The sequence below is a fragment of the Streptomyces sp. NPDC002790 genome, from assembly GCF_040295505.1.
Taxonomy (GTDB): Bacteria; Actinomycetota; Actinomycetes; order Streptomycetales; family Streptomycetaceae; genus Streptomyces.
This window is the reverse complement of the sequence record NZ_JBEOVM010000106.1, coordinates 1-17,872: the sequence shown is the minus strand read 5'-3', so window position 1 is coordinate 17,872 and position 17,872 is coordinate 1. Positions and strand designations below refer to the sequence as shown.

Annotated in this window: 14 protein-coding genes and 2 pseudogenes; 11 read left to right on the top strand and 5 right to left on the bottom strand. The window is 71.3% G+C overall.

The genetic code is table 11. The features are described 5' to 3' along the window. Positions 1 to 133 precede the first annotated feature (133 nt). Together ABT004_RS30125 and ABT004_RS30120 are read right to left on the bottom strand one after the other, a co-directional pair. Positions 134 to 1,210 (bottom strand): glycosyltransferase 87 family protein, encoded by a 1,077-nt coding sequence (locus ABT004_RS30125; RefSeq protein WP_351342956.1) that lies wholly within the window; start codon positions 1,208 to 1,210, stop codon positions 134 to 136. A 151-nt stretch (positions 1,211 to 1,361) separates the two neighbouring features. Continuing rightward, on the bottom strand, positions 1,362 to 3,647 hold the full coding sequence (locus ABT004_RS30120) for a heavy metal translocating P-type ATPase (protein WP_351342954.1): 2,286 nt from the start codon (positions 3,645 to 3,647) through the stop codon (positions 1,362 to 1,364). A 221-nt stretch (positions 3,648 to 3,868) separates the two neighbouring features. On the opposite strand from ABT004_RS30120, the gene ABT004_RS30115 reads away from it, so the two are divergent. Beyond that, positions 3,869 to 4,564, top strand: coding sequence for a copper homeostasis protein CutC (locus ABT004_RS30115; protein WP_351342953.1), 696 nt, complete (start codon positions 3,869 to 3,871; stop codon positions 4,562 to 4,564). A 195-nt stretch (positions 4,565 to 4,759) separates the two neighbouring features. On the opposite strand, the gene ABT004_RS30110 is transcribed toward ABT004_RS30115, so the two are convergent. Then, positions 4,760 to 6,835 carry a HelD family protein gene (locus tag ABT004_RS30110; protein ID WP_502966973.1) on the bottom strand — a complete coding sequence of 692 codons (2,076 nt, stop codon included), beginning with the start codon at positions 6,833 to 6,835 and terminating at the stop codon, positions 4,760 to 4,762. Between the two features lie 311 nt (positions 6,836 to 7,146). Here ABT004_RS30110 and ABT004_RS30105 point away from each other — a divergent pair, with 311 nt between their 5' ends. Beyond that, entirely contained in the window at positions 7,147 to 7,803 is a 657-nt protein-coding gene (locus tag ABT004_RS30105) for an HD domain-containing protein (RefSeq protein ID WP_351342951.1), read from the top strand. Positions 7,804 to 7,915: 112 nt separating this feature from the next. After that, complete coding sequence (locus tag ABT004_RS30100) at positions 7,916 to 9,148, top strand: Cmx/CmrA family chloramphenicol efflux MFS transporter (protein ID WP_351342949.1); 1,233 nt, start codon at positions 7,916 to 7,918, stop codon at positions 9,146 to 9,148. A 39-nt stretch (positions 9,149 to 9,187) separates the two neighbouring features. On the opposite strand, the gene ABT004_RS30095 is transcribed toward ABT004_RS30100, so the two are convergent. Continuing rightward, positions 9,188 to 9,454 (bottom strand): DUF4031 domain-containing protein, encoded by a 267-nt coding sequence (locus ABT004_RS30095; protein WP_351342947.1) that lies wholly within the window; start codon positions 9,452 to 9,454, stop codon positions 9,188 to 9,190. A gap of 7 nt (positions 9,455 to 9,461) precedes the next feature. After that, complete coding sequence (locus ABT004_RS30090; protein WP_351342945.1) at positions 9,462 to 9,842, bottom strand: DUF8819 family protein; 381 nt, start codon at positions 9,840 to 9,842, stop codon at positions 9,462 to 9,464. Positions 9,843 to 9,934: 92 nt separating this feature from the next. Between ABT004_RS30090 and ABT004_RS30085 the strand changes: the two genes are divergently transcribed. The 8 genes and pseudogenes from ABT004_RS30085 (at position 9,935) to ABT004_RS30050 (ending at position 17,727) form a co-directional block, all read left to right on the top strand. After that, positions 9,935 to 10,864 carry a MurR/RpiR family transcriptional regulator gene (locus ABT004_RS30085; protein ID WP_351342943.1) on the top strand — a complete coding sequence of 310 codons (930 nt, stop codon included), beginning with the start codon at positions 9,935 to 9,937 and terminating at the stop codon, positions 10,862 to 10,864. Between the two features lie 397 nt (positions 10,865 to 11,261). Next, a complete protein-coding gene (gene murQ / locus ABT004_RS30080; protein ID WP_351342941.1) occupies positions 11,262 to 12,221 on the top strand; it encodes an N-acetylmuramic acid 6-phosphate etherase in 960 nt (319 codons plus the stop codon). A 58-nt stretch (positions 12,222 to 12,279) separates the two neighbouring features. Further along, on the top strand, positions 12,280 to 13,818 hold the full coding sequence (locus ABT004_RS30075) for a PTS transporter subunit EIIC (RefSeq protein WP_351342939.1): 1,539 nt from the start codon (positions 12,280 to 12,282) through the stop codon (positions 13,816 to 13,818). A 21-nt stretch (positions 13,819 to 13,839) separates the two neighbouring features. Next, positions 13,840 to 14,058, top strand: a pseudogene (locus ABT004_RS30070) (type II toxin-antitoxin system Phd/YefM family antitoxin); the annotation flags it as partial. After that, the gene (locus ABT004_RS30065) at positions 14,055 to 14,312 is read left to right on the top strand and encodes a Txe/YoeB family addiction module toxin (protein WP_351342937.1); all 258 of its coding nucleotides are present in this window, start codon (positions 14,055 to 14,057) and stop codon (positions 14,310 to 14,312) included. The pseudogene ABT004_RS30070 and the gene ABT004_RS30065, both read left to right, overlap by 4 nt. A 267-nt stretch (positions 14,313 to 14,579) precedes the next feature. Then, positions 14,580 to 15,433 (top strand): annotated as a pseudogene (locus ABT004_RS30060) (hypothetical protein). Between the two features lie 59 nt (positions 15,434 to 15,492). Beyond that, positions 15,493 to 16,170 carry a Uma2 family endonuclease gene (locus ABT004_RS30055; protein ID WP_351342935.1) on the top strand — a complete coding sequence of 226 codons (678 nt, stop codon included), beginning with the start codon at positions 15,493 to 15,495 and terminating at the stop codon, positions 16,168 to 16,170. Positions 16,171 to 16,368: 198 nt separating this feature from the next. Further along, the gene (locus ABT004_RS30050; protein WP_451193686.1) at positions 16,369 to 17,727 is read left to right on the top strand and encodes a S41 family peptidase; all 1,359 of its coding nucleotides are present in this window, start codon (positions 16,369 to 16,371) and stop codon (positions 17,725 to 17,727) included. Positions 17,728 to 17,872: the final 145 nt, after the last annotated feature.

Here is a 17,872-nt window from a genome sequence, read left to right as displayed (position 1 = left end):
CCGCGACTGAGCAGGCCCGTCCCGCAGGACTTGATTATCAAGCCCCTGCCGCGACTGAGCAGGCCCGTCCCGCAGGACTTGATTATCAAGCCCCTGCCGCGACTGAGCAGGCCCGTCCCGCAGGACTTGATTATCAAGCCCCTGCCGCGACTGAGCAGGCCCGTCCGGCAGGACTTTCGGGAAGGGGCGGGGTGGGGCGATGGGTTCCGGCCACGGTGCAGGCGAGGAGTGCCACGCCCAGCAGGGCGTACGGGGAGGCCAGGGGCTGTTGCCACCAGGCGAGGTGGAGGTCCAGGTCACCCTCGTGCGGCAGCAGCCACATGGTGCGGGCGGTGAAGAGGGCCGCCAGCGCCCACCCCGTACCGCACCGGCCCTCCGCCCACACCACCGCGATCAACGGCACACACCACACCCAGTGGTGCGACCAGCTGATGGGCGAGACGAGCAGCGCGGTGAACGCCGCGAGCACCACCCCGCGGGGCCCCTGTACGCGCCGCGCCACGTACAGGCCCACCACCACGACGACCCCGGCCGGCACCGCCCACCACAACCCCGGCTCGGCGGTGTGCAACACCCGCGCGACCAGCCCCTGCAAGGACTGGTTGTCGACGATCCACGCCTTGCCGACCCGCCCCGTCTCGTAGAGCCGCCGCGTCCAGAACTCCCCACTGGCGTACGGGAGTACGAGCGCGCCCACCGCGAGGGTGCCGCCGAACCCGGCCACCGCGTACGCCGCCTCCCGCCGCCGCCCCGCCAGGAACAGGTACACGATGAAGACGGCGGGCGTGAGCTTGATGCCGGTGGCGATGCCGAGCGCGAGGCCCTTGCCGGGCGCGCCGGGCGGCCGGGTCAGATCCCACAGGATGAGGCAGGCGAGGGCGAGGTTGATCTGCCCGAACAGCACTGTCTGGAAGACCGGTTCGAGCCACAGCGCGAGCGCGGCGACCGCGCACACCGCCGCCCGCGACATCCACAGCCCCGCGAGCCGGCAGGACAGCCGGACCAGAACCACGACCAGCGCGACGTTGCCGAGCAGAAACCCGGCCTTGAGCACCGGCAACGACACCCACGCCATCGGCGCGAACAGCAACGCCGCGAACGGCGGATAGGTGGCCGGCAACCCCCACTCCGTCACGACGAACCCGTAAAGATCGCCCCCGCCCGCGAGCACGGCGGCCCCCTCGGCCCGGTAGACGACCACGTCCGCCATGGGGGCGGACTGGACGGCACAGAGAACGAGGAGGCCGATTACGGAGCCACCGAGCAGAAGAAACGGACCAACAACACGCACACGGGCAATCACGACAAGTAACCCTATTTCAACCACCAGGTCTTTTAAGCCCCTGCGGCGCTTGAGCAGCCTAGAAACTCCCCCGAAACCCCCGCAACCGCAGACTGTTCCCCACCACGAACACCGACGAAAAGGCCATCGCCGCCCCCGCAATCATCGGACTCAGCAACCCCGCCGCGGCCAGCGGAACCGCCGCGACGTTGTACGCAAACGCCCAGAACAGATTCACCTTGATCGTCCCCAACGTCCGCCGCGCCAGCCGAATCGCGTCGACCGCCGCCCGCAGGTCACCCCGCACGAGCGTGAGGTCCCCCGCCTCGATCGCCGCATCCGTCCCCGTGCCCATCGCAAGCCCCAGGTCCGCCTGCGCGAGCGCCGCCGCGTCGTTGACGCCGTCGCCGACCATGGCCACCGAACGCCCCTCGCCCTGAAGGCGCTTGACGACGTCGACCTTGTCCTGCGGCAGCACCTCCGCGATGACGTCGGCGGGATCCGTGATCCCGACCTCCGCCGCCACGGAACGGGCCACCGCCTCGTTGTCCCCGGTCAGCAGCACCGGCCGCAGCCCGAGCTTCCCCAAGCGGCGGACGGCCTCCGCGCTGGTCTCCTTCACGGCGTCGGCGACTTCGAGGACCGCGCGCGCCTCGCCGTCCCAGGCCACGGCGATCGCCGTACGCCCGGCCTCCTCTGCCTCGGCCTTCACCTTCGCGAGCGACTCGGGCAGGCGGATCTCCCACTCCCCCAGCAACTGCTCGCGCCCCACCATCACCGCGTGTCCGTCCACGACACCCTGGACGCCGAGCCCGGCGACGTTCACGAAGTCCTCGGGCGTCGGCAGCTCCCCGACCTCGGCCGCCGCCCCCGCGGCCACGGCCTGCGCGATCGGGTGCTCGGAGGCGTGCTCCAGCGCCCCGGCGAGGCGCAGTGCCTCGTCCCGCTCGACGCCCTCGGCGGTGTGCGCGCCGAGCAGCGTCATACGTCCGGTGGTTACGGTTCCGGTCTTGTCGAGGACGATCGTGTCGACCTTGCGGGTGGTCTCCAGGACCTCCGGGCCCTTGATCAGTACGCCGAGCTGGGCGCCGCGGCCGGTGCCGACCATGAGGGCGGTGGGCGTCGCGAGCCCGAGGGCGCACGGGCAGGCGATGATCAGGACCGCGACCGCCGCCGTGAAGGCGGCCGTCAGGCCCGCCCCGCTGAGCAGCCAGCCGGCGAGCGTGGCGAGGGAGAGCGCGATGACGACCGGCACGAACACCGCGGAGATCTTGTCGGCGAGGCGCTGGGCGGCGGCCTTGCCGTTCTGCGCGTCCTCGACGAGCCTCGCCATCCGGGCGAGCTGGGTGTCGGCGCCGACGCGGGTGGCCTCGACGACGAGCCGCCCGCCCACGTTCAGGGTGGCACCCGTGACCGCGTCCCCGACCGCGACCTCGACCGGTACCGACTCGCCGGTGAGCATGGAGGCGTCCACGGCTGAGGAACCCTCGACCACGGCACCATCGGTGGCGATCTTCTCGCCCGGCCGCACCACGAACCGGTCCCCGACCTTCAACTCGCTTACGGGGACGGTCTCCTCGCGCCCACCACCGCGTACGACGGTCACGTCCTTGGCACCCAGGTGCAGCAGCGCCCTGAGCGCGGCGCCCGCCTTACGCTTGGAGCGCGCCTCGAAGTAGCGGCCCGCGAGGATGAACGCGGTGACGCCGGCGGCGGCCTCCAGGTAGATGTTCCCCGCGCCGTCGGTGCGGGCGATGGTCAGTTCGAAGGGGTGCGTCATGCCGGGCATGCCGGCCGTGCCGAAGAACAGCGCCCACAGCGACCACAGGAACGCGGCGGAGACCCCGACCGAGACCAGGGTGTCCATCGTGGCCGCACCATGCCGCGCGTTGGTGAAGGCGGCCCGGTGGAAGGGCCAGGCCGCGTAGACGACGACGGGCGCGGCGAGCGTCAGGGACAGCCACTGCCAGTACTCGAACTGGAGGGCCGGGATCATCGACATCGCGACGACGGGCACGGCGAGCACGACGGCGGTGATCAGCCGCTCCCGCAGCGTACGAAGCTCGTGGCTCTCCGACTCGCCTGCCGCGCCCTCGCTTCCCTCGGCATCGGGTTCGGAGGCGGCGGCCGGGGGCGCGGGCTGCTGCGCCGAGTACCCGGTGGCCTCGACGGTGGCGATGAGGTCCGCGACCTCCACCCCGTCCGCGTAGCTGACCTTGGCCTTCTCGGTCGCGTAGTTGACGGTCGCCTCGACGCCGTCCATGCGGTTCAGCTTCTTCTCGACACGGGCGGCGCACGACGCGCAGGTCATGCCGCCGATCGCGAGTTCCACCTGGTCGGGCGGGACGACGGTGTGCGCCGACATGGTGCCTCCTCGTTCGCGGGGTGTGGCCGAGTACGCTCCGAGTACCCCCTATGGGTACCTCATCACGTGATCCAGTTATACCCCCTGGGGGTACTACACGCAAGGGTGACGGGCGCGTGACGGACGCGTGACGGGCACGCTGCGGGGAGTGCTCGCGCTCGTCGTGCCCGCGGCGTAAAGTGAGCGCCGCGGATCAATGGACTAGACCTGTCAGGAGCCTCATGAGCGAGCGTGCAGTCCTGGAGGTGATCGCCCTCGACGCCGAGGACGCGGTCGCCGCTCAGGCCGGAGGTGCGGACCGGCTCGAGCTGGTCGCGGACATGGCCGCGGACGGGCTCACGCCGTCCGTGGAGACGTTCACGGCGATTCGCGCCGCCGTGGACATCCGGCTCCGCGTGATGCTGCGGCTGACCGACGGGTTCACGGCGGGGGACGTCTCCGCTCTCGTACGTGCCGCGAAGGCGCTGCGGGCGGCGGGGGCGGACGAGTTCGTGCTCGGGTTCCTCGACGAGCAGGGCGGGCCCGACCTGGCCGCGGTGGAGTCGGTCGTGGCCGAACTCGACGGCTGCCGCTGGACGTTCCACCGGGCGATCGACCGGGCCGCCGATCGCGACGCGCTCCGTAAGCAGCTCGGCGATCTGCCGGGGCTCGACACGTACCTCACGGCCGGGTCGGCGGACGGGGTGGACGCGGGTCTCGACGTCCTCCTCACCGAGGCGTCCCGCACGGTTTCCGGTGAGCCGGGTTACGCGCAGCAGATGCTGGTGGGCGGGGGCCTCCGCCTCGACCACCTGCCGGCCCTGCGGGCGGCGGGTGTCTCGGCCTTCCACATCGGCGGAGCGAGTCGCCCCGCGGGTTGGTCGGCCCCGGTGTCGGCGGCCGCGGTCCGGGTGTGGCGCCAGGCCCTGGACTCGTAGCGGCCCCACCGGCCCAAAAGGCCGGGGCTCTGCCCCGCACCCCGCGCCTCAATCGCCGGCGGGGCTTGGTAGATCAAGCCCCGCCGGCGATTGAGCAAACCTTTAAGCCCCCGCAGGGCTTGGTATTTCAAGCCCCTGCGGCGATTGAGCAGCGGGGTCCGGGGCAGAGCCCCGGCCTTTCGGCCCCAGCCACTCCTAGGTCAGCGCCGGAGGCAGCGGTGCCGAGTGGGTGACCACCAGGCCCGACACCGCACGCGTGAGCGACACGTACAGGCGCCGCAACCCCGTCCGCTCATCCGGTTCACCGTCAACCACCGCCGCCGGCTCGTCCAGGACCACGTAGTCGTACTCCAACCCCTTGGCGAGGGACGCCGGCACCAGCGTCAACCGCGCCTGCGCCGTCGTCTCCTCGCCAGGAGCGAGATACCCGAGCCCCGCCTCTGCCAAGGCCGCCGCCAGCACCCCACACCGCGCATCCGCCGCGATCAGCCCCACCGACCCCTCGTACCGCAGCGCCTCGACGCACGCCGCCACCACGTCCCCGACCCCACCCACCGGCCGCACCTCGAACGCCCCCGGGCTCTCCCGGACCGACGCCACCGGCGCGAGCCCCGGCGCGATCTGAGGCAGCAGCCGCGACGCGTACGCGATGACATCCGTCGGGACGCGGAAGCCCGCCGTCAGCTCCTCCACCACCGCGTCCGACTTGCCGAGATGGCCGAGCGCGGCGTCCCAGCTCCGCGTCGCCCACGGCGTCGTACCCTGCGCGAGATCCCCGAGCACCGTCACCGAGCCGGTCGTCGCGCGCCGCCCAACCGCCCTGTACTGCATGGGCGAGAGGTCCTGCGCTTCGTCGAGGACGACATGGCCCAGCGAGTGCGTCCGCTCGATCAGATCCGTCGCCTCGTCGATCAACACCGCGTCCGCGGCCGACCACTTGGCACTCTTCACGCTCCGCGCCGGCTTCTCCCACAGCACGGTCTTCTGCTCGTGCGCGTCGAGCAGCCCGTCCGCGTGCTCGGCCAGGAAGTCCGCGTCCGAGAGCAGGCGCAGCACCAGCTTCGCGGGGTCGACCGCCGGCCAGACCTTCTTCACCAGCGCCTTCACGTCGGCACTCCGCGCCACCGCGTTCTGCACCCGGTCGTCGGGCGCCTCGCCCGCCCGCTCCATCTGGACGAGCACGGCGTGCGCGACCCGCTGCGGCAGCGCCTCGCGCGCGGCCCCGTACCGCATGTCGCGCGCCATCAACTCGCTTACCATCTCCTCCAGTTCGTACGAGGCGACGCGCCAGCGCCGCGAGCCGCGGACGACCACGACACCTTCGGTCGGCAGGCTGATGTGCGAACGCAACGCCCGCCGCAGCACCTCCGCCATCCGGTCGTCGCCCTTGACCATCGCGGCGGCGGGACCATCGGAGCCCCGCACCTCCACCCGCGCCACGAGGTCGTCCACGGTCGCCTGCTTGACCTCCAACTCGCCGAGCGCGGGCAGCACTTGCTCGATGTAGTGCAGGAAGGACGCGTTCGGCCCGATGACCAGCGTCCCCGTCCGCGCGAGCCGCTCCCGGTGCGCGTAGAGGAGATACGCGACGCGGTGCAGGCCGACGGCGGTCTTTCCGGTGCCGGGCCCGCCCTGTACGCAGACGGACCCCGCGAGGCCGGCGCGCACGATCTCGTCCTGCTCCGGCTGGATCGTCGCGACGATGTCGCGCATCGGGCCGACGCGCGGCCGCTCGATCTCCTGCTGGAGCAGCTTGCTGGTCCGCTCGACCTCGGCCGGGTCGGTGAGGTGCTCGTCCTCGTACGCCGTGAGGGCCCCGCCCGTGTAACCGAAGCGGCGGCGCAGCGCGACGTCCATCGGGTCCTTCTTGGAGGCCCGGTAGAAGGGCTGCGAGACGGGCGCGCGCCAGTCGATGACCATGGGGTCGCCGTCGGCGTCGTGCACGTGCCGGCGGCCGATGTAGAACTTCTCGCCCTCGGCCCCTTCGGCCTGCTCGGCGCCGGGAGCGTGGAGGTAGTCGAGCCGGCCGAAGAAGAGCGGGGTGTGGCTGAGGTCCGCGAGCGCCTTGATCCGCTCGTCGATCTGGTGCTGGAGGACCTCGGCGTTCACCCAGTTCGCGGTGACGTCGCGGATGTCGAGCGCCTGCGCGTCCTCGCGCATCGCGCGCAGGGCGGCGCGGGACGAGACCAGGTGCCCGCGCTCATGGTCGAGCGGCGAGGGCGCGGGAGCGGGCGCGGGCGCGGGCGCGGACGACGACGGTGACGTGCTCACGGGGTTCTGCCTCCGGAATCCAGGTACGCGTACGTAAGGGTCCCGGCCGGTTGCCGTCCGGTCGGTGGCGCGCTCCGGCCTGCCGACGGGTGTCGGCGGGGGAGGCGGGGAAGACGGGCGATTGTACGGGACGGCTGCCGCCGGGGGCGAACGGTTTTCCTCCGGCCGCGCCGGGGCCCGGTCGCGGGGCTCTGCCCCGGACCCCGCGGGCTCTCGTCCAAAGTGCGGGGCTGAAAAGATCGGGGCTCCGTCCCGGACCCCGCTGCTCAATCGCCGCAGGGGCTCCTATTGGCGGGGCTAGGGTCGGTCGCATGACGCACGAAGACCACACGGCCACCCCGGACCTGCGCGAGCGCTGGGCCCGTACCCTGCGTGCGGCGACGGCGGGCGCGGGGGCCGACCCGTATCCGTATGCCGACAATCTCCTGGCTCGGTGGTCCGAGCCGCAGCGCAGGTATCACACGGTCGCGCACCTCACCGCCGTCCTCGACCACATCGACGTGCTGGAGGAGCACGCGGACGACGCCGGGCTCGTGCGGCTCGCGGCCTGGTTCCACGACGCGGTGTACCGGCCGGACCGCTCGGAGAACGAGGAGCGGTCCGCCGTCCTGGCGGAACGCGCCCTGGCGGAGGCCGGGTTGTCGGACGCGCAGGTCGCCGAGGTCGCCCGGCTCGTCCGGCTCACCGTCACCCACGACCCGGCCGACGGCGACGCCAACGGCGAGGCACTGTGCGATGCCGACCTGGCGATCCTGGCCGCGCCCACGCCCGCGTACGCCGCGTACACGAAGGCCGTCCGCGAGGAGTACGCCTTCGTGCCGGACGAGGCGTTCCGGGACGGCCGGGCCGGTGTCCTGCGCCAACTCCTCGACCTGCCACTGCTGTTCCGGACCCCGCACGGCAGGTCCCACTGGGAGTCCGCCGCCCGCGAGAACCTGACGGCCGAGCTGGACCTGCTGACGCTCTGACCGCCCGGGAATGCCACCCGTCACGCCCCGGTTGGCTCCTTACATGTCCCCAAAGCCCAGCCCTCCGGACTCACCGGACTCGCCAGCACCCACCCACCGCTCGAACAGCCGTATGCCCCTGGCCGTCTACATCCTCGGCCTCAGCGTCTTCGCCCTGGGCACCAGCGAGTTCATGCTCTCCGGCATCCTGCCCGCGGTCGCCGACGACATGGACGTCACGATCCCGCAGGCCGGACTGCTGATCTCGGCCTTCGCGATCGGCATGGTGGTCGGCGCCCCGCTGCTCGCCGTGGCGACGCTGCGCCTGCCGCGCCGGACCACCCTGATCTCGCTCATCACGGTGTTCGGCCTGGGCCAGGTCGCGGGCGCGCTCGCCCCGACCTACGGAATCCTGTTCGCCTCCCGCGTCGTCTCGGCCCTCGCCTGCGCCGGTTTCTGGGCGGTCGGCGCGGCGGTCGCCATCGCGATGGTGCCGGTGAACCAGCGGGCCCGCGCCATGGCCGTCATGATCGGCGGCCTGTCGATCGCGAACGTGCTCGGCGTCCCGGCTGGCGCGTTCCTCGGCGACGGGCTCGGCTGGCGCGCCGCGTTCTGGGCGGTGGGCGTGGCCTCCGTGATCGCCCTCGTCGGCATCGTGACCCTCGTGCCGAAGATCCCGCTGCCCGCCGAACGCCCGCGTCTCAAGCGGGAGTTGAGCATCTACGCCGACCGCCAGGTGTGGCTGTCCATCGCCGTCACAGCGCTCGCCGCGGGCGGCGTGTTCTGCGCGTTCAGCTATCTCTCGCCGCTCCTGACGGACGTCGCCGGCCTGCCCGAGAGCTGGGTCCCGGCCGTGCTCGCCCTGTTCGGGTTCGGGGCGCTCGCCGGTACGACACTGGGCGGGCGGATCGCCGACGCGCACCTCTTCGGGGTCCTGCTGACCGGCATCACCGCGTCCACCGTCTTCCTCGCGGCGCTCGCCGTGCTCGGCCACGTCGCGCTCGCCGCGGTGGTGCTGTCCTTCCTCCTCGGCTTCTCCGCGTTCTATACGGCGCCGGCCCTCAACGCCCGGATGTTCAACGTCGCGGGCGCCGCGCCCACCCTGGCCGGTGCTACCACGACTGCCGCGTTCAACCTGGGCAATACGGGTGGGCCGTGGCTCGGGGGCACGGTCATCGACCTGGATCTCGGGTATCCGGCGACTGCGTGGGCCGGCGGGGCCATGACGGTGCTGGCGCTTGCTCTGACCGTGGTGTCGTTGCGGCTGCACCGGCGTACGGGGTCGAGGGTTGTGACGGGGTCGGGGGCCGTGCCCGACGTCTCGGGGCTCCGCCCCGAACCCCACGCCTCAAACTCCCCCAGCTAACGCTGGGAGGTGCCCCCTGCGGGGCTTGATTGGGTTGATTTACGCGGGCCGGCCCTTCGGCCTCCGCAAGCCCGCCTCCGTAAGCCTGCGTACCAGTTCCTTCGAGCCGACCTCGATCGCCCCCGCGCGCACCGCGTCCACGTACCGGTGCGACGGGAGGTCGTAATGGTCGCGCTCGAAGGCGCGCGGCGTGACGCCCAACTTCTCGGCGAACGCGTGGAGTTCGTCGTAGGAGACGTCGCTGACCAGGTGCGACCACATGCGGTCGTGCCCCGGCCAGTCCGGCGGGTCGATGTAGACCGTCAAGAGACCGTCACCCCGCCACCGATCCGAGGCTGCCGACCGGCGCCACGGACACGCCCGCCTCCGAGCACACCCAGTGCGGGTCCGCGCCCAGCTCCGGCTCGATGTCCAACGCGTGCGGGGCCTCGGCTCCGGAGCCGGGACCGCACACCGGACACAGCGGCCAGCGGCCGTGGCGCTCCAGGATCCCGTCCTGGACGTCCTGGGCGACGAGCCCGGTCACGAACTCCACCCCCTCCGGCCACTGCTCCACCCACCAGCGCCGCTCGACGATCGACTCCTCCACGAGCGAGACGATGTCCGGATCCGCGACGTCCCCCGCCTTCAAATCCTCGAGCACAAGCGCACGGGCCGCATGCAGAGCCCGCTCCAAGGGGCTGATGGTGTCCATCCCCCAATTGTGCGCCCTTCCTACGGAAGCCCCGCGCCTCCCGGGCCGAAGGACCCTTGACCTCACGGCCACGCGAAAATATCTTTCATCACGTGAGCAAAGACGTGAAGGAAAGTTTCGCCGGAGAAGCGCCGCCGGCCCCCGCCGCCCTCGCCGCCAAGGTCCGCACCCTCGCCCCGTCCATGACCCGCTCCATGCAGCGCGTCGCCGAGGCGGTCGCCGGGGACCCGGCCGGCTGCGCCGCCCTGACCGTCACCGGCCTCGCCGAGCTCACCTCCACCAGCGAGGCCACGGTGGTCCGCACCGCCCGCATCCTCGGCTACCCCGGCTACCGGGACCTGCGCCTGGCACTCGCCGGGCTCGCCGCCCAGCAGCAGTCCGGCCGGGCCCCCGCCGTCACCGCGGACATCGCCGTGGACGACCCGCTGACCGACGTCGTCGCCAAGCTCGCCTACGACGAGCAGCAGACCCTCGCCGACACCGCCGCCGCACTCGACACCACGCAGCTCGGCGCCGCCGTGACCGCCATGGCGGCCGCGGGCCGCGTCGAGGTCTACGGCATGGCGGCCTCCGGACTCGTGGCCCAGGACCTCGCGCAGAAGCTGCTGCGCATCGGCCGGCACGCGTACGCGCACTCCGACCCGCACTTGGCGGTCCACAACGCGGTGACGCTCCGCTCCGGGGACGTGGCCGTGGCGATCACCCACTCCGGCACCACGGGTGACGTGATCGAGCCGCTGCGGGTCGCCTTCGAGCGCGGCGCCACCACGATCGCGATCACCGGGCGCCCTGGCAGCCCGGTCTCCCAGTACGCGGACCACATACTCACGACGTCCATCGCCCGCGAAAGCGAACTGCGCCCGGCGGCGATGTCCTCGCGGACCAGCCAGCTCCTGGTCGTGGACTGCCTCTTCGTGGGCATCGCGCAACGCACGTACGAAACAGCGGCCCCTGCCCTCTCCGCCTCCTACGAGGCCCTGGCCCACCGCCACCGTTCCGCTCCGCGCGGAGGCCGCCACTAATGCCCGCCCCACCCCGAGGCTCTGCCCCGGACCCCGCGCCTCAATCGCCGGCGAGGCTTAAAAGATCAACCACTGGCGGGACTGGAGCCACCAAGCCCCTACGTCGAATGAGCAGGCCTTTCAAACCCCCGCGGGGCTTGGTATTTCAAGCCCCTACGTCGAATGAGCAGGCCTTTCAAACCCCCGCGGGGCTTGGTATTTCAAGCCCCTGCGTCGAATGAGCAGGCCTTTCAAACCCCCGCGGGGCTTGGTATTTCGAGCCCCTGCGGCGATTGAGCAGGCCTTTCAAGCCCCGCCGGCGATTGAGGCGCGGGGCCCGGGGCAGAGCCCCGCGACCGTAACCCCGACCCACCGCAACGAGTAACCCGCCCCGCCCACCGCACAGAAGGCGCCCCCGATGACCGCCACCCCCGACGCCAACGCCAACGGCAACGCCACCTACGCCGACCTCCGCGCCCAGCTCGCCACCCTCACGACGGAGGCCTTCCGCCCGGAACTCGCCGAGATCGACCAGCTCTCCACCCAGGAGATCGCCAGGCTGATGAACGGCGAGGACGCCACCGTCCCCACCGCCGTCGCCGCCCAACTCCCCCAGATCGCCGCCGCGATCGACGGCACCGCCGACCGCATGGCCCGCGGCGGCCGCCTGATCTACGCGGGCGCCGGCACCGCGGGCCGCATGGGCGTCCTCGACGCCTCCGAGTGCCCGCCCACCTTCAACACCTGGAACGGCCAGGTCGTCGGCCTGATCGCGGGCGGCCCCTCCGCCATGGTCAAGGCCGTGGAGGGCGCCGAGGACTCCAAGGAACTCGCCGCCGCCGACCTGGACGGCATCGACCTCACCGAGAACGACATCGTCGTCGGCATCTCCGCCTCGGGCCGCACCCCGTACGCGATCGGCGCCGTCGAACACGCCCGCACCCGCTACGGCGCACTCACCGTCGGCCTGTCCTGCAACGCGGACAGCGCACTCGCCGCCGCCGCGGACCACGGCATCGAGGTCGTCGTCGGCCCCGAGCTGCTCACCGGCTCCACCCGCCTCAAGGCGGGCACCGCGCAGAAGCTCGTGCTCAACATGCTGTCGACGATCTCCATGATCCGGCTCGGCAAGACGTACGGAAACCTCATGGTCGACGTACGCGCGTCGAACGAGAAGCTGCGGGCCCGCTCCCGCCGCATCGTCTCCCTCGCCACCGGCGCCGACGACGCCACCATCGAGGCCGCGCTCGCCGCGACCGACGGCGAGGTCAAGAACGCCATCCTCGTCGTGCTCGGCGACGTGGACGGGCCGACGGCGGCCCGCCTGCTGACCGAGTCCGACGGACACCTGCGCACCGCGCTCGCGTCCACCGTCTGACCCCTCCCGAGGCGACCCCCCGCCCCACCCCTCCCCGCACAGCAAGGCAAGACGCACCATGGCTGAGAACAAGAACCGCGACGTGGCGGCCTCGATTCTGCCGCTCGTCGGCGGCGCGGCGAACGTCACCACCGTCGCCCACTGCATGACCCGGCTCCGGCTCGGCATCGCCGACCGTTCGCTGGTCCAGGACGAGGCGCTCAAGGCGCTGCCCGACGTCATGGGCGTCGTCGACGACGAGACGTACCAGATCGTCCTCGGCCCGGGGAAGGTCGCCCGGGTCACGCCGGAATTCGAGGAGCTGGTGGCGGAAGGCCGCCAGAACACCCCGGCCGAGCCGACCGGAGCGGACTCCCCCTCCGAACCGCACGCACCCCTCACCGCAGCCGAACTGGCCGCACAGGGCGCGGAGTTGAAGGCCCAGCGGAAGGCCAAGAACGCCACCCCCTTCAAGCTGTTCCTCCGGAAGATCGCCAACATCTTCGTGCCGCTGATCCCGGCCCTGATCGGCTGCGGCATCATCGCCGGCATCAACGGCCTGCTGATCAACCTGGAGTGGCTGCCCGCCGTCACCCCGGCGCTCGGCGCGATCGCCTCCGGCTTCATGGCGCTGATCGCGGTGTTCGTCGGCTACAACACGGCGAAGGAGTTCGGCGGCACCCCGATTCTCGGCGGCGCGGTCGCCGCGATCATCGTGTACGCGGGCGTCGCCGACATCACCGCCTTCGGACAGAAGCTCAGCCCCGGCCAGGGCGGCGTCCTCGGCGCGCTCGGCGCGGCGGTCCTCGCGGTCTACGTGGAGAAGTGGTGCCGCAAGTGGGTCCCGGAGGCGGTCGACGTCCTCGTGACCCCCACCATCACGGTCCTGGTCTCGGGACTGGTCACGATCTTCGGCCTGATGTACGTCGCCGGTGAGATCTCCACGGGCATCGGCACGGGCGCCAACTGGCTCCTCGACAACACCGGCGCGTTCGCCGGCCTGGTCCTCGGCGGCCTCTTCCTCCCCCTGGTCATGCTGGGCCTGCACCAGGCCCTGATCCCGATCCACACCACCCTCATCGAGCAGCAGGGCTTCACGGTCCTGCTGCCCATCCTGGCGATGGCGGGCGCGGGCCAGGTCGGCTGCGCGATCGCGGTCTTCAAGCGCCTCAAGCACAACAAGTCGATCCGCAACACGATCAAGTCGGCGCTCCCGGCGGGCTTCCTCGGCGTCGGCGAACCCCTCATCTACGGCGTCTCGCTCCCGCTGGGCCGCCCCTTCATCACGGCGTGCGTCGGCGGCGCGGCGGGCGGCGCGTTCATCGGCTTCTTCTCGATGATCGGCGACAAGGTCGGCTCCACGGCCATCGGCCCGTCGGGCTGGGCACTCTTCCCGCTGCTCGACGGCAACCACGGCTGGGGCACCACGGCCGCGATCTACGGCGGCGGCCTGCTGGTCGGCTACGTCGTCGGCTTCGTCGCCACGTACTTCTTCGGCTTCAGCAAGCAGATGCTGGTCGACCTGAACGCGGACGTCTCCGCGGGCGAGTCCCCCGAGGCCCACGCGGAGGCGAACCCGTCGGCCCCGGCGCCCGCGCAGGAACCGGCGAAGGTCTGATCGTCTTCCGCCCGACCCACGAAGTACGCGGAGACGCTGAATGCTGTGGTCGACGACCGCGAGGAAGTGATAGTGACTCGCGCGGGTCGCGACCCGGTCGTGATCGTGGCACTCGACGAGTACGAGTCCCTGAAGGAGACGGCATACCTGCTACGCAGCCCGGAGAACGCGCGACGGGTCCTCCAGGCGATCAATGACCTGGAGAGCGGTCAGGGCGTCGTCCGGGAGACGCTCGATTGAAACTCGTCTGGCATGAAAAGGCCTGGTCCGATTACGTCTGGTGGCGGGCCCAGGACCGCAGGGTCCTCAAGCGCATCAACACCCTCCTCCAAGACATCGCCCGCAACGGGAACGAGGGCATCGGCAAACCGGAGCCACTGAGGCACGGCTTTCAGGGGTACTGGCCCCGTCGCATCACCGACGAGCACCGTCTCGTCCACAGCGTCAGTGAGGAGATCCGCATCGCCGCCTGCCGCTACCACTACCAGCGCTGACCCTCACCCCGTAACGACCACCCCGACACTCAAGCCCCGGGCCCCGAGCCCTGCTTTCAAGGATTGGGAGGTGGGTCTCAACCCACCCACCCTCCCTGCGAGTTGGCGAGTGCGGCGAGCACGCTCGTCAATACCGGACACTTTCTGACACCATCTTGCCACGGAGGGTGACGACGCTCTACGGTGCCCGAAATACGAACGGCCCCCGCCAGGTGCTAGCAACACCTGCGGGGGCCTAACCAACAAGATCTCAACACAGGAGATCCCGTGGCTGACGCCAACTTTAGTGCTGCGCACCACCCGCAAGCGAACCCGGGCTACGGCAAACGCTCCGCACCCGACGAACTCCCCCGCTCTGCCGGTGATTTCACCCCCTCCCGCCCCGCGAGGCGCACATCGCCGGATTCATCGACCGGTTGCCCGACGGGTCGGACATCTCGGTGAAGACCCTGGCGGGCATCCTCCCGTACGGCCAGGCGGCCATGCGTACGGCACTCAACAACCTGCAGCGGGCCGGGCACTTGAGGCGCGGCCGCGAACACGTGCAGGGCTCGGGAAGCGCCCGCTGGGTGACCCGCACCTGGTTCTCCCGCACGGCGCGGAGCGACGCGTGGTGGACGGCGTACGTGAGAGGCGACGTACCGGAGGCGGCGTCGGAGGAACCCGAACCGGCCCGGGGCCCCGCCCCCACCCGCAGCCGCGCGCTGATCCTCCTCGCCGCCCTCGGCCGCACGGCACCGTCGCTGGCGCTGTCCGCCGCCGAGTGCGCACGGCTCGCGCCGGAGGAGCGGGATGCCACCGAGGAGACCCTGCTGCACGCGCTGACGGCCGGTCTCCCGACCCCCGTGCACAGCCCGGCGGCACTGCTGCGCCGCCGCCTGACAGACAAACTCCCGCCCCCGCCGCCACCCGCGCCCCGCACGGTCCTGCGCCTCATGGAATGCGCGAAATGCGGTGCGCCCGGCCACCCCGAGTCCCTGCCCGGCGGCATCTGCTGCCTCTGCCAGGGCACGCGCACCTCGTACCGGCCGGCCGCCCCACTCACCCCGGAAGCCGTCCGCGCCCGCGCCGCCCAGGCCCGCGCGGCAATGATCCCCCGCGGCGAGAGGACACGCGTATGACCGCGTCGACGATCCGGTCCGGTACATCCGGGGCACGATGGAGGCGAGGAGGCACACCCATGACCCCTGGCACCGCCGACCGCCCGCAGATGAGCATGGAGGACTTCGAGGAACTGAACCGCAGGGCTCCGGAGACCCTGCGCAACAAACTCGAGTTCTGGGACGGACGGCTGCTCGTGAAGCACGGCCCCATCGACGTCGAGGACTTCGAGGAACTCGCCCGCGTCGCGCCCGAGACGGTGACCTTGGAACTGCTCGACGGAAAGCTAGAGGTCAAGCCCGTGCCTGACGGCGACCACGGAGAGATCACCATGTGGCTGATCCGCCAGTGCATGATGCAACGCCCCGAACTGGCCCTATATCCGGAGCAGGGCCTGCGGATTGACACGTACAGGAAGGGCTGCATCAAACCGGACGGCACCCTGGCACCGAGCGGTTACTTCGCCGGAAAGGCAGAGTGGGCCTCCCCCGACGGCGTCCTCATGACGGTCGAAGTGACCTCCAAGGACCGCGACACCGACCGCCGCGACCGCCAGGAGAAGCCCCGCGCCTACGCGTACGCGGGCATCCCGGTGTACCTGCTCGTCGACCGCGACAACGGCACGGTCGTCGTCCACAGCGCCCCCGAGAACGGCGTCTACCAGAATCGCCGCCCGTACCACTACGGCGCCACGGTCCGCATCCCCGCCCCCGTCACCCTCACCCTCGAAACCGAAAAACTCAAGGACTACGCCTAGGGCGGGCTTGCGGGGCCCCTTGGACACGCGACGTGGCCGCACTGAGATCCCCGGCCGGCCCGCAACCCGCCTACGCCGTCCGGGCGTTCGGGTTAACCCCCCTGTCGATCATCCGGGCCACCGGATGGCCCCCTGCCCACCCCGTCAACGATCGTCGACGGGGTCAGGCAGTGATGCGAACGGGGAGAGGTATCCGCGATGCGACACAGGACTTCCAGAGCGGCGACGGCGATCGCGGCACTCGCGCTGGTGGGCGGAACAGTGGCCGTGACGCCCGCGGCGGCGGCCGGGCCCATGGGCGCAGAGGGCGTCTGGCGCGTGGACGGCTACGGCACGGTGCTCTCGATCACGGACGGGCGGCTGCGGCAGTACCAGACGTCCCGGGTCGGCTGCGTGCCGGGCGATACCGCACGGCGGACCGGCCCCGGCACCTACACGGACTCCGAAGGAACCGTCCTCACGGTGCGCCCAAAGACGCTGAGCCTGTCCGGCTCGCCCGGCCACCGCGAACTGCACCGGCTCGCGCGGCTGCCGGAGGCCTGCACGCGGCCGATGCCGCAGGATCCGTTGACGGCGTTCGACGTCTTCTGGCAGTCCTTCGAAGAGAACTATCCGTTCTTCGCAGCCAAGGGCATCGACTGGCACGCCGTCCGGGACGAGTACCGGCCCCGGGTACACGCCGACACCACGCGCGACGGACTCTTCGCCCTCTTCACCGAGATGGTAAAGCCGCTGTACGACGCGCACGTCGCGGTCATCGACGGCGACCGGCACTTCGGGCAGGTCCGTCCCGGCACCGTCGCGCCGGGACCCGAACTCGACGCCAAGGTGCAGAAGTTCGTGGAACGGCGCGACCTCGCCGGCCGCGAGCTGCACCGGTTCGCGGGCGGCCGGATCGGCTACGCGGACCTGCCCGGAGGGCAGGGCTATCTGCGGATCTCCGGATTCGCCGGGTACGCGGGCGACGAGCAGTCGTACGCCGTCCATGTAGCGGAGCTCGACAAAGCGCTGGACGCCGTGCTGAACGAGCGCCGGGCGCGTTCCCTCAAGGGCCTGATCATCGATCTGCGGATCAACGGTGGTGGCTACGACTCGCTCGGCCTGCACATCGCGGAGCGCCTCACGGACAGGCCGTACACCGCGTACCGCAAGCGCACGCAGTACACGCGCCCGCAGCCCATCGACGTGCCGCCGGCGCACGGGGTACCGCTCTACACGGGCCCGATCGCCGTGCTCACCGGCGGCTCGACGGTCAGTGCGGGCGAGACGTTCACCCAGGCACTCATCGACCGGCCCGGCACCACGGTGCGCGTCGGGCAGCCCACGCAGGGCGTCTTCTCCGACACCCTCACGCGCACGCTCCCCAACGGCATGGAGGTGTGGCTGCCGAATGAGCTGTTCCTGAACCGCTCGGGCACGACGTACGACGGCATCGGCATCCCGCCGAATGTGCGAGCACCGGTGTTCACCGACGAGGAGTTCACGAAGAACCGCGACTCGGCCTTCGACGCGGCCCTCGCCCTGCTGCGTCAGCCCTCGTCGCCGGGCGGCAGGTAGCCCAATTCTGAGACAGCGCCTGGGGTCCACTCGGCCCGAGCGGCGTGCCCCCTAGGGCGTGTTTCGAAAGTCCCGTCTGCCTCGCGGGGTCTGGCACGCACGCTCGCGGCGTTGCCGAAATGCCCTAGTAGCTCCGCTACGAGAC

What these genes read in the sequence shown, in the direction of transcription:
- murQ (WP_351342941.1), top strand. Translation starts at nt 11,262, where the DNA reads ATGACCGCCACCCCCGACGCCAACGCCAACGGCAACGCCACCTACGCC.
- ABT004_RS30125 (WP_351342956.1), bottom strand. Translation starts at nt 1,210, where the DNA reads ATGGCGGACGTGGTCGTCTACCGGGCCGAGGGGGCCGCCGTGCTCGCG.
- ABT004_RS30090 (WP_351342945.1), bottom strand. Translation starts at nt 9,842, where the DNA reads ATGGACACCATCAGCCCCTTGGAGCGGGCTCTGCATGCGGCCCGTGCG.
- ABT004_RS30115 (WP_351342953.1), top strand. Translation starts at nt 3,869, where the DNA reads ATGAGCGAGCGTGCAGTCCTGGAGGTGATCGCCCTCGACGCCGAGGAC.
- ABT004_RS30075 (WP_351342939.1), top strand. Translation starts at nt 12,280, where the DNA reads ATGGCTGAGAACAAGAACCGCGACGTGGCGGCCTCGATTCTGCCGCTC.
- ABT004_RS30055 (WP_351342935.1), top strand. Translation starts at nt 15,493, where the DNA reads ATGACCCCTGGCACCGCCGACCGCCCGCAGATGAGCATGGAGGACTTC.
- ABT004_RS30100 (WP_351342949.1), top strand. Translation starts at nt 7,916, where the DNA reads ATGCCCCTGGCCGTCTACATCCTCGGCCTCAGCGTCTTCGCCCTGGGC.
- ABT004_RS30120 (WP_351342954.1), bottom strand. Translation starts at nt 3,647, where the DNA reads ATGTCGGCGCACACCGTCGTCCCGCCCGACCAGGTGGAACTCGCGATC.
- ABT004_RS30105 (WP_351342951.1), top strand. Translation starts at nt 7,147, where the DNA reads ATGACGCACGAAGACCACACGGCCACCCCGGACCTGCGCGAGCGCTGG.
- ABT004_RS30050 (WP_451193686.1), top strand. Translation starts at nt 16,369, where the DNA reads ATGCGACACAGGACTTCCAGAGCGGCGACGGCGATCGCGGCACTCGCG.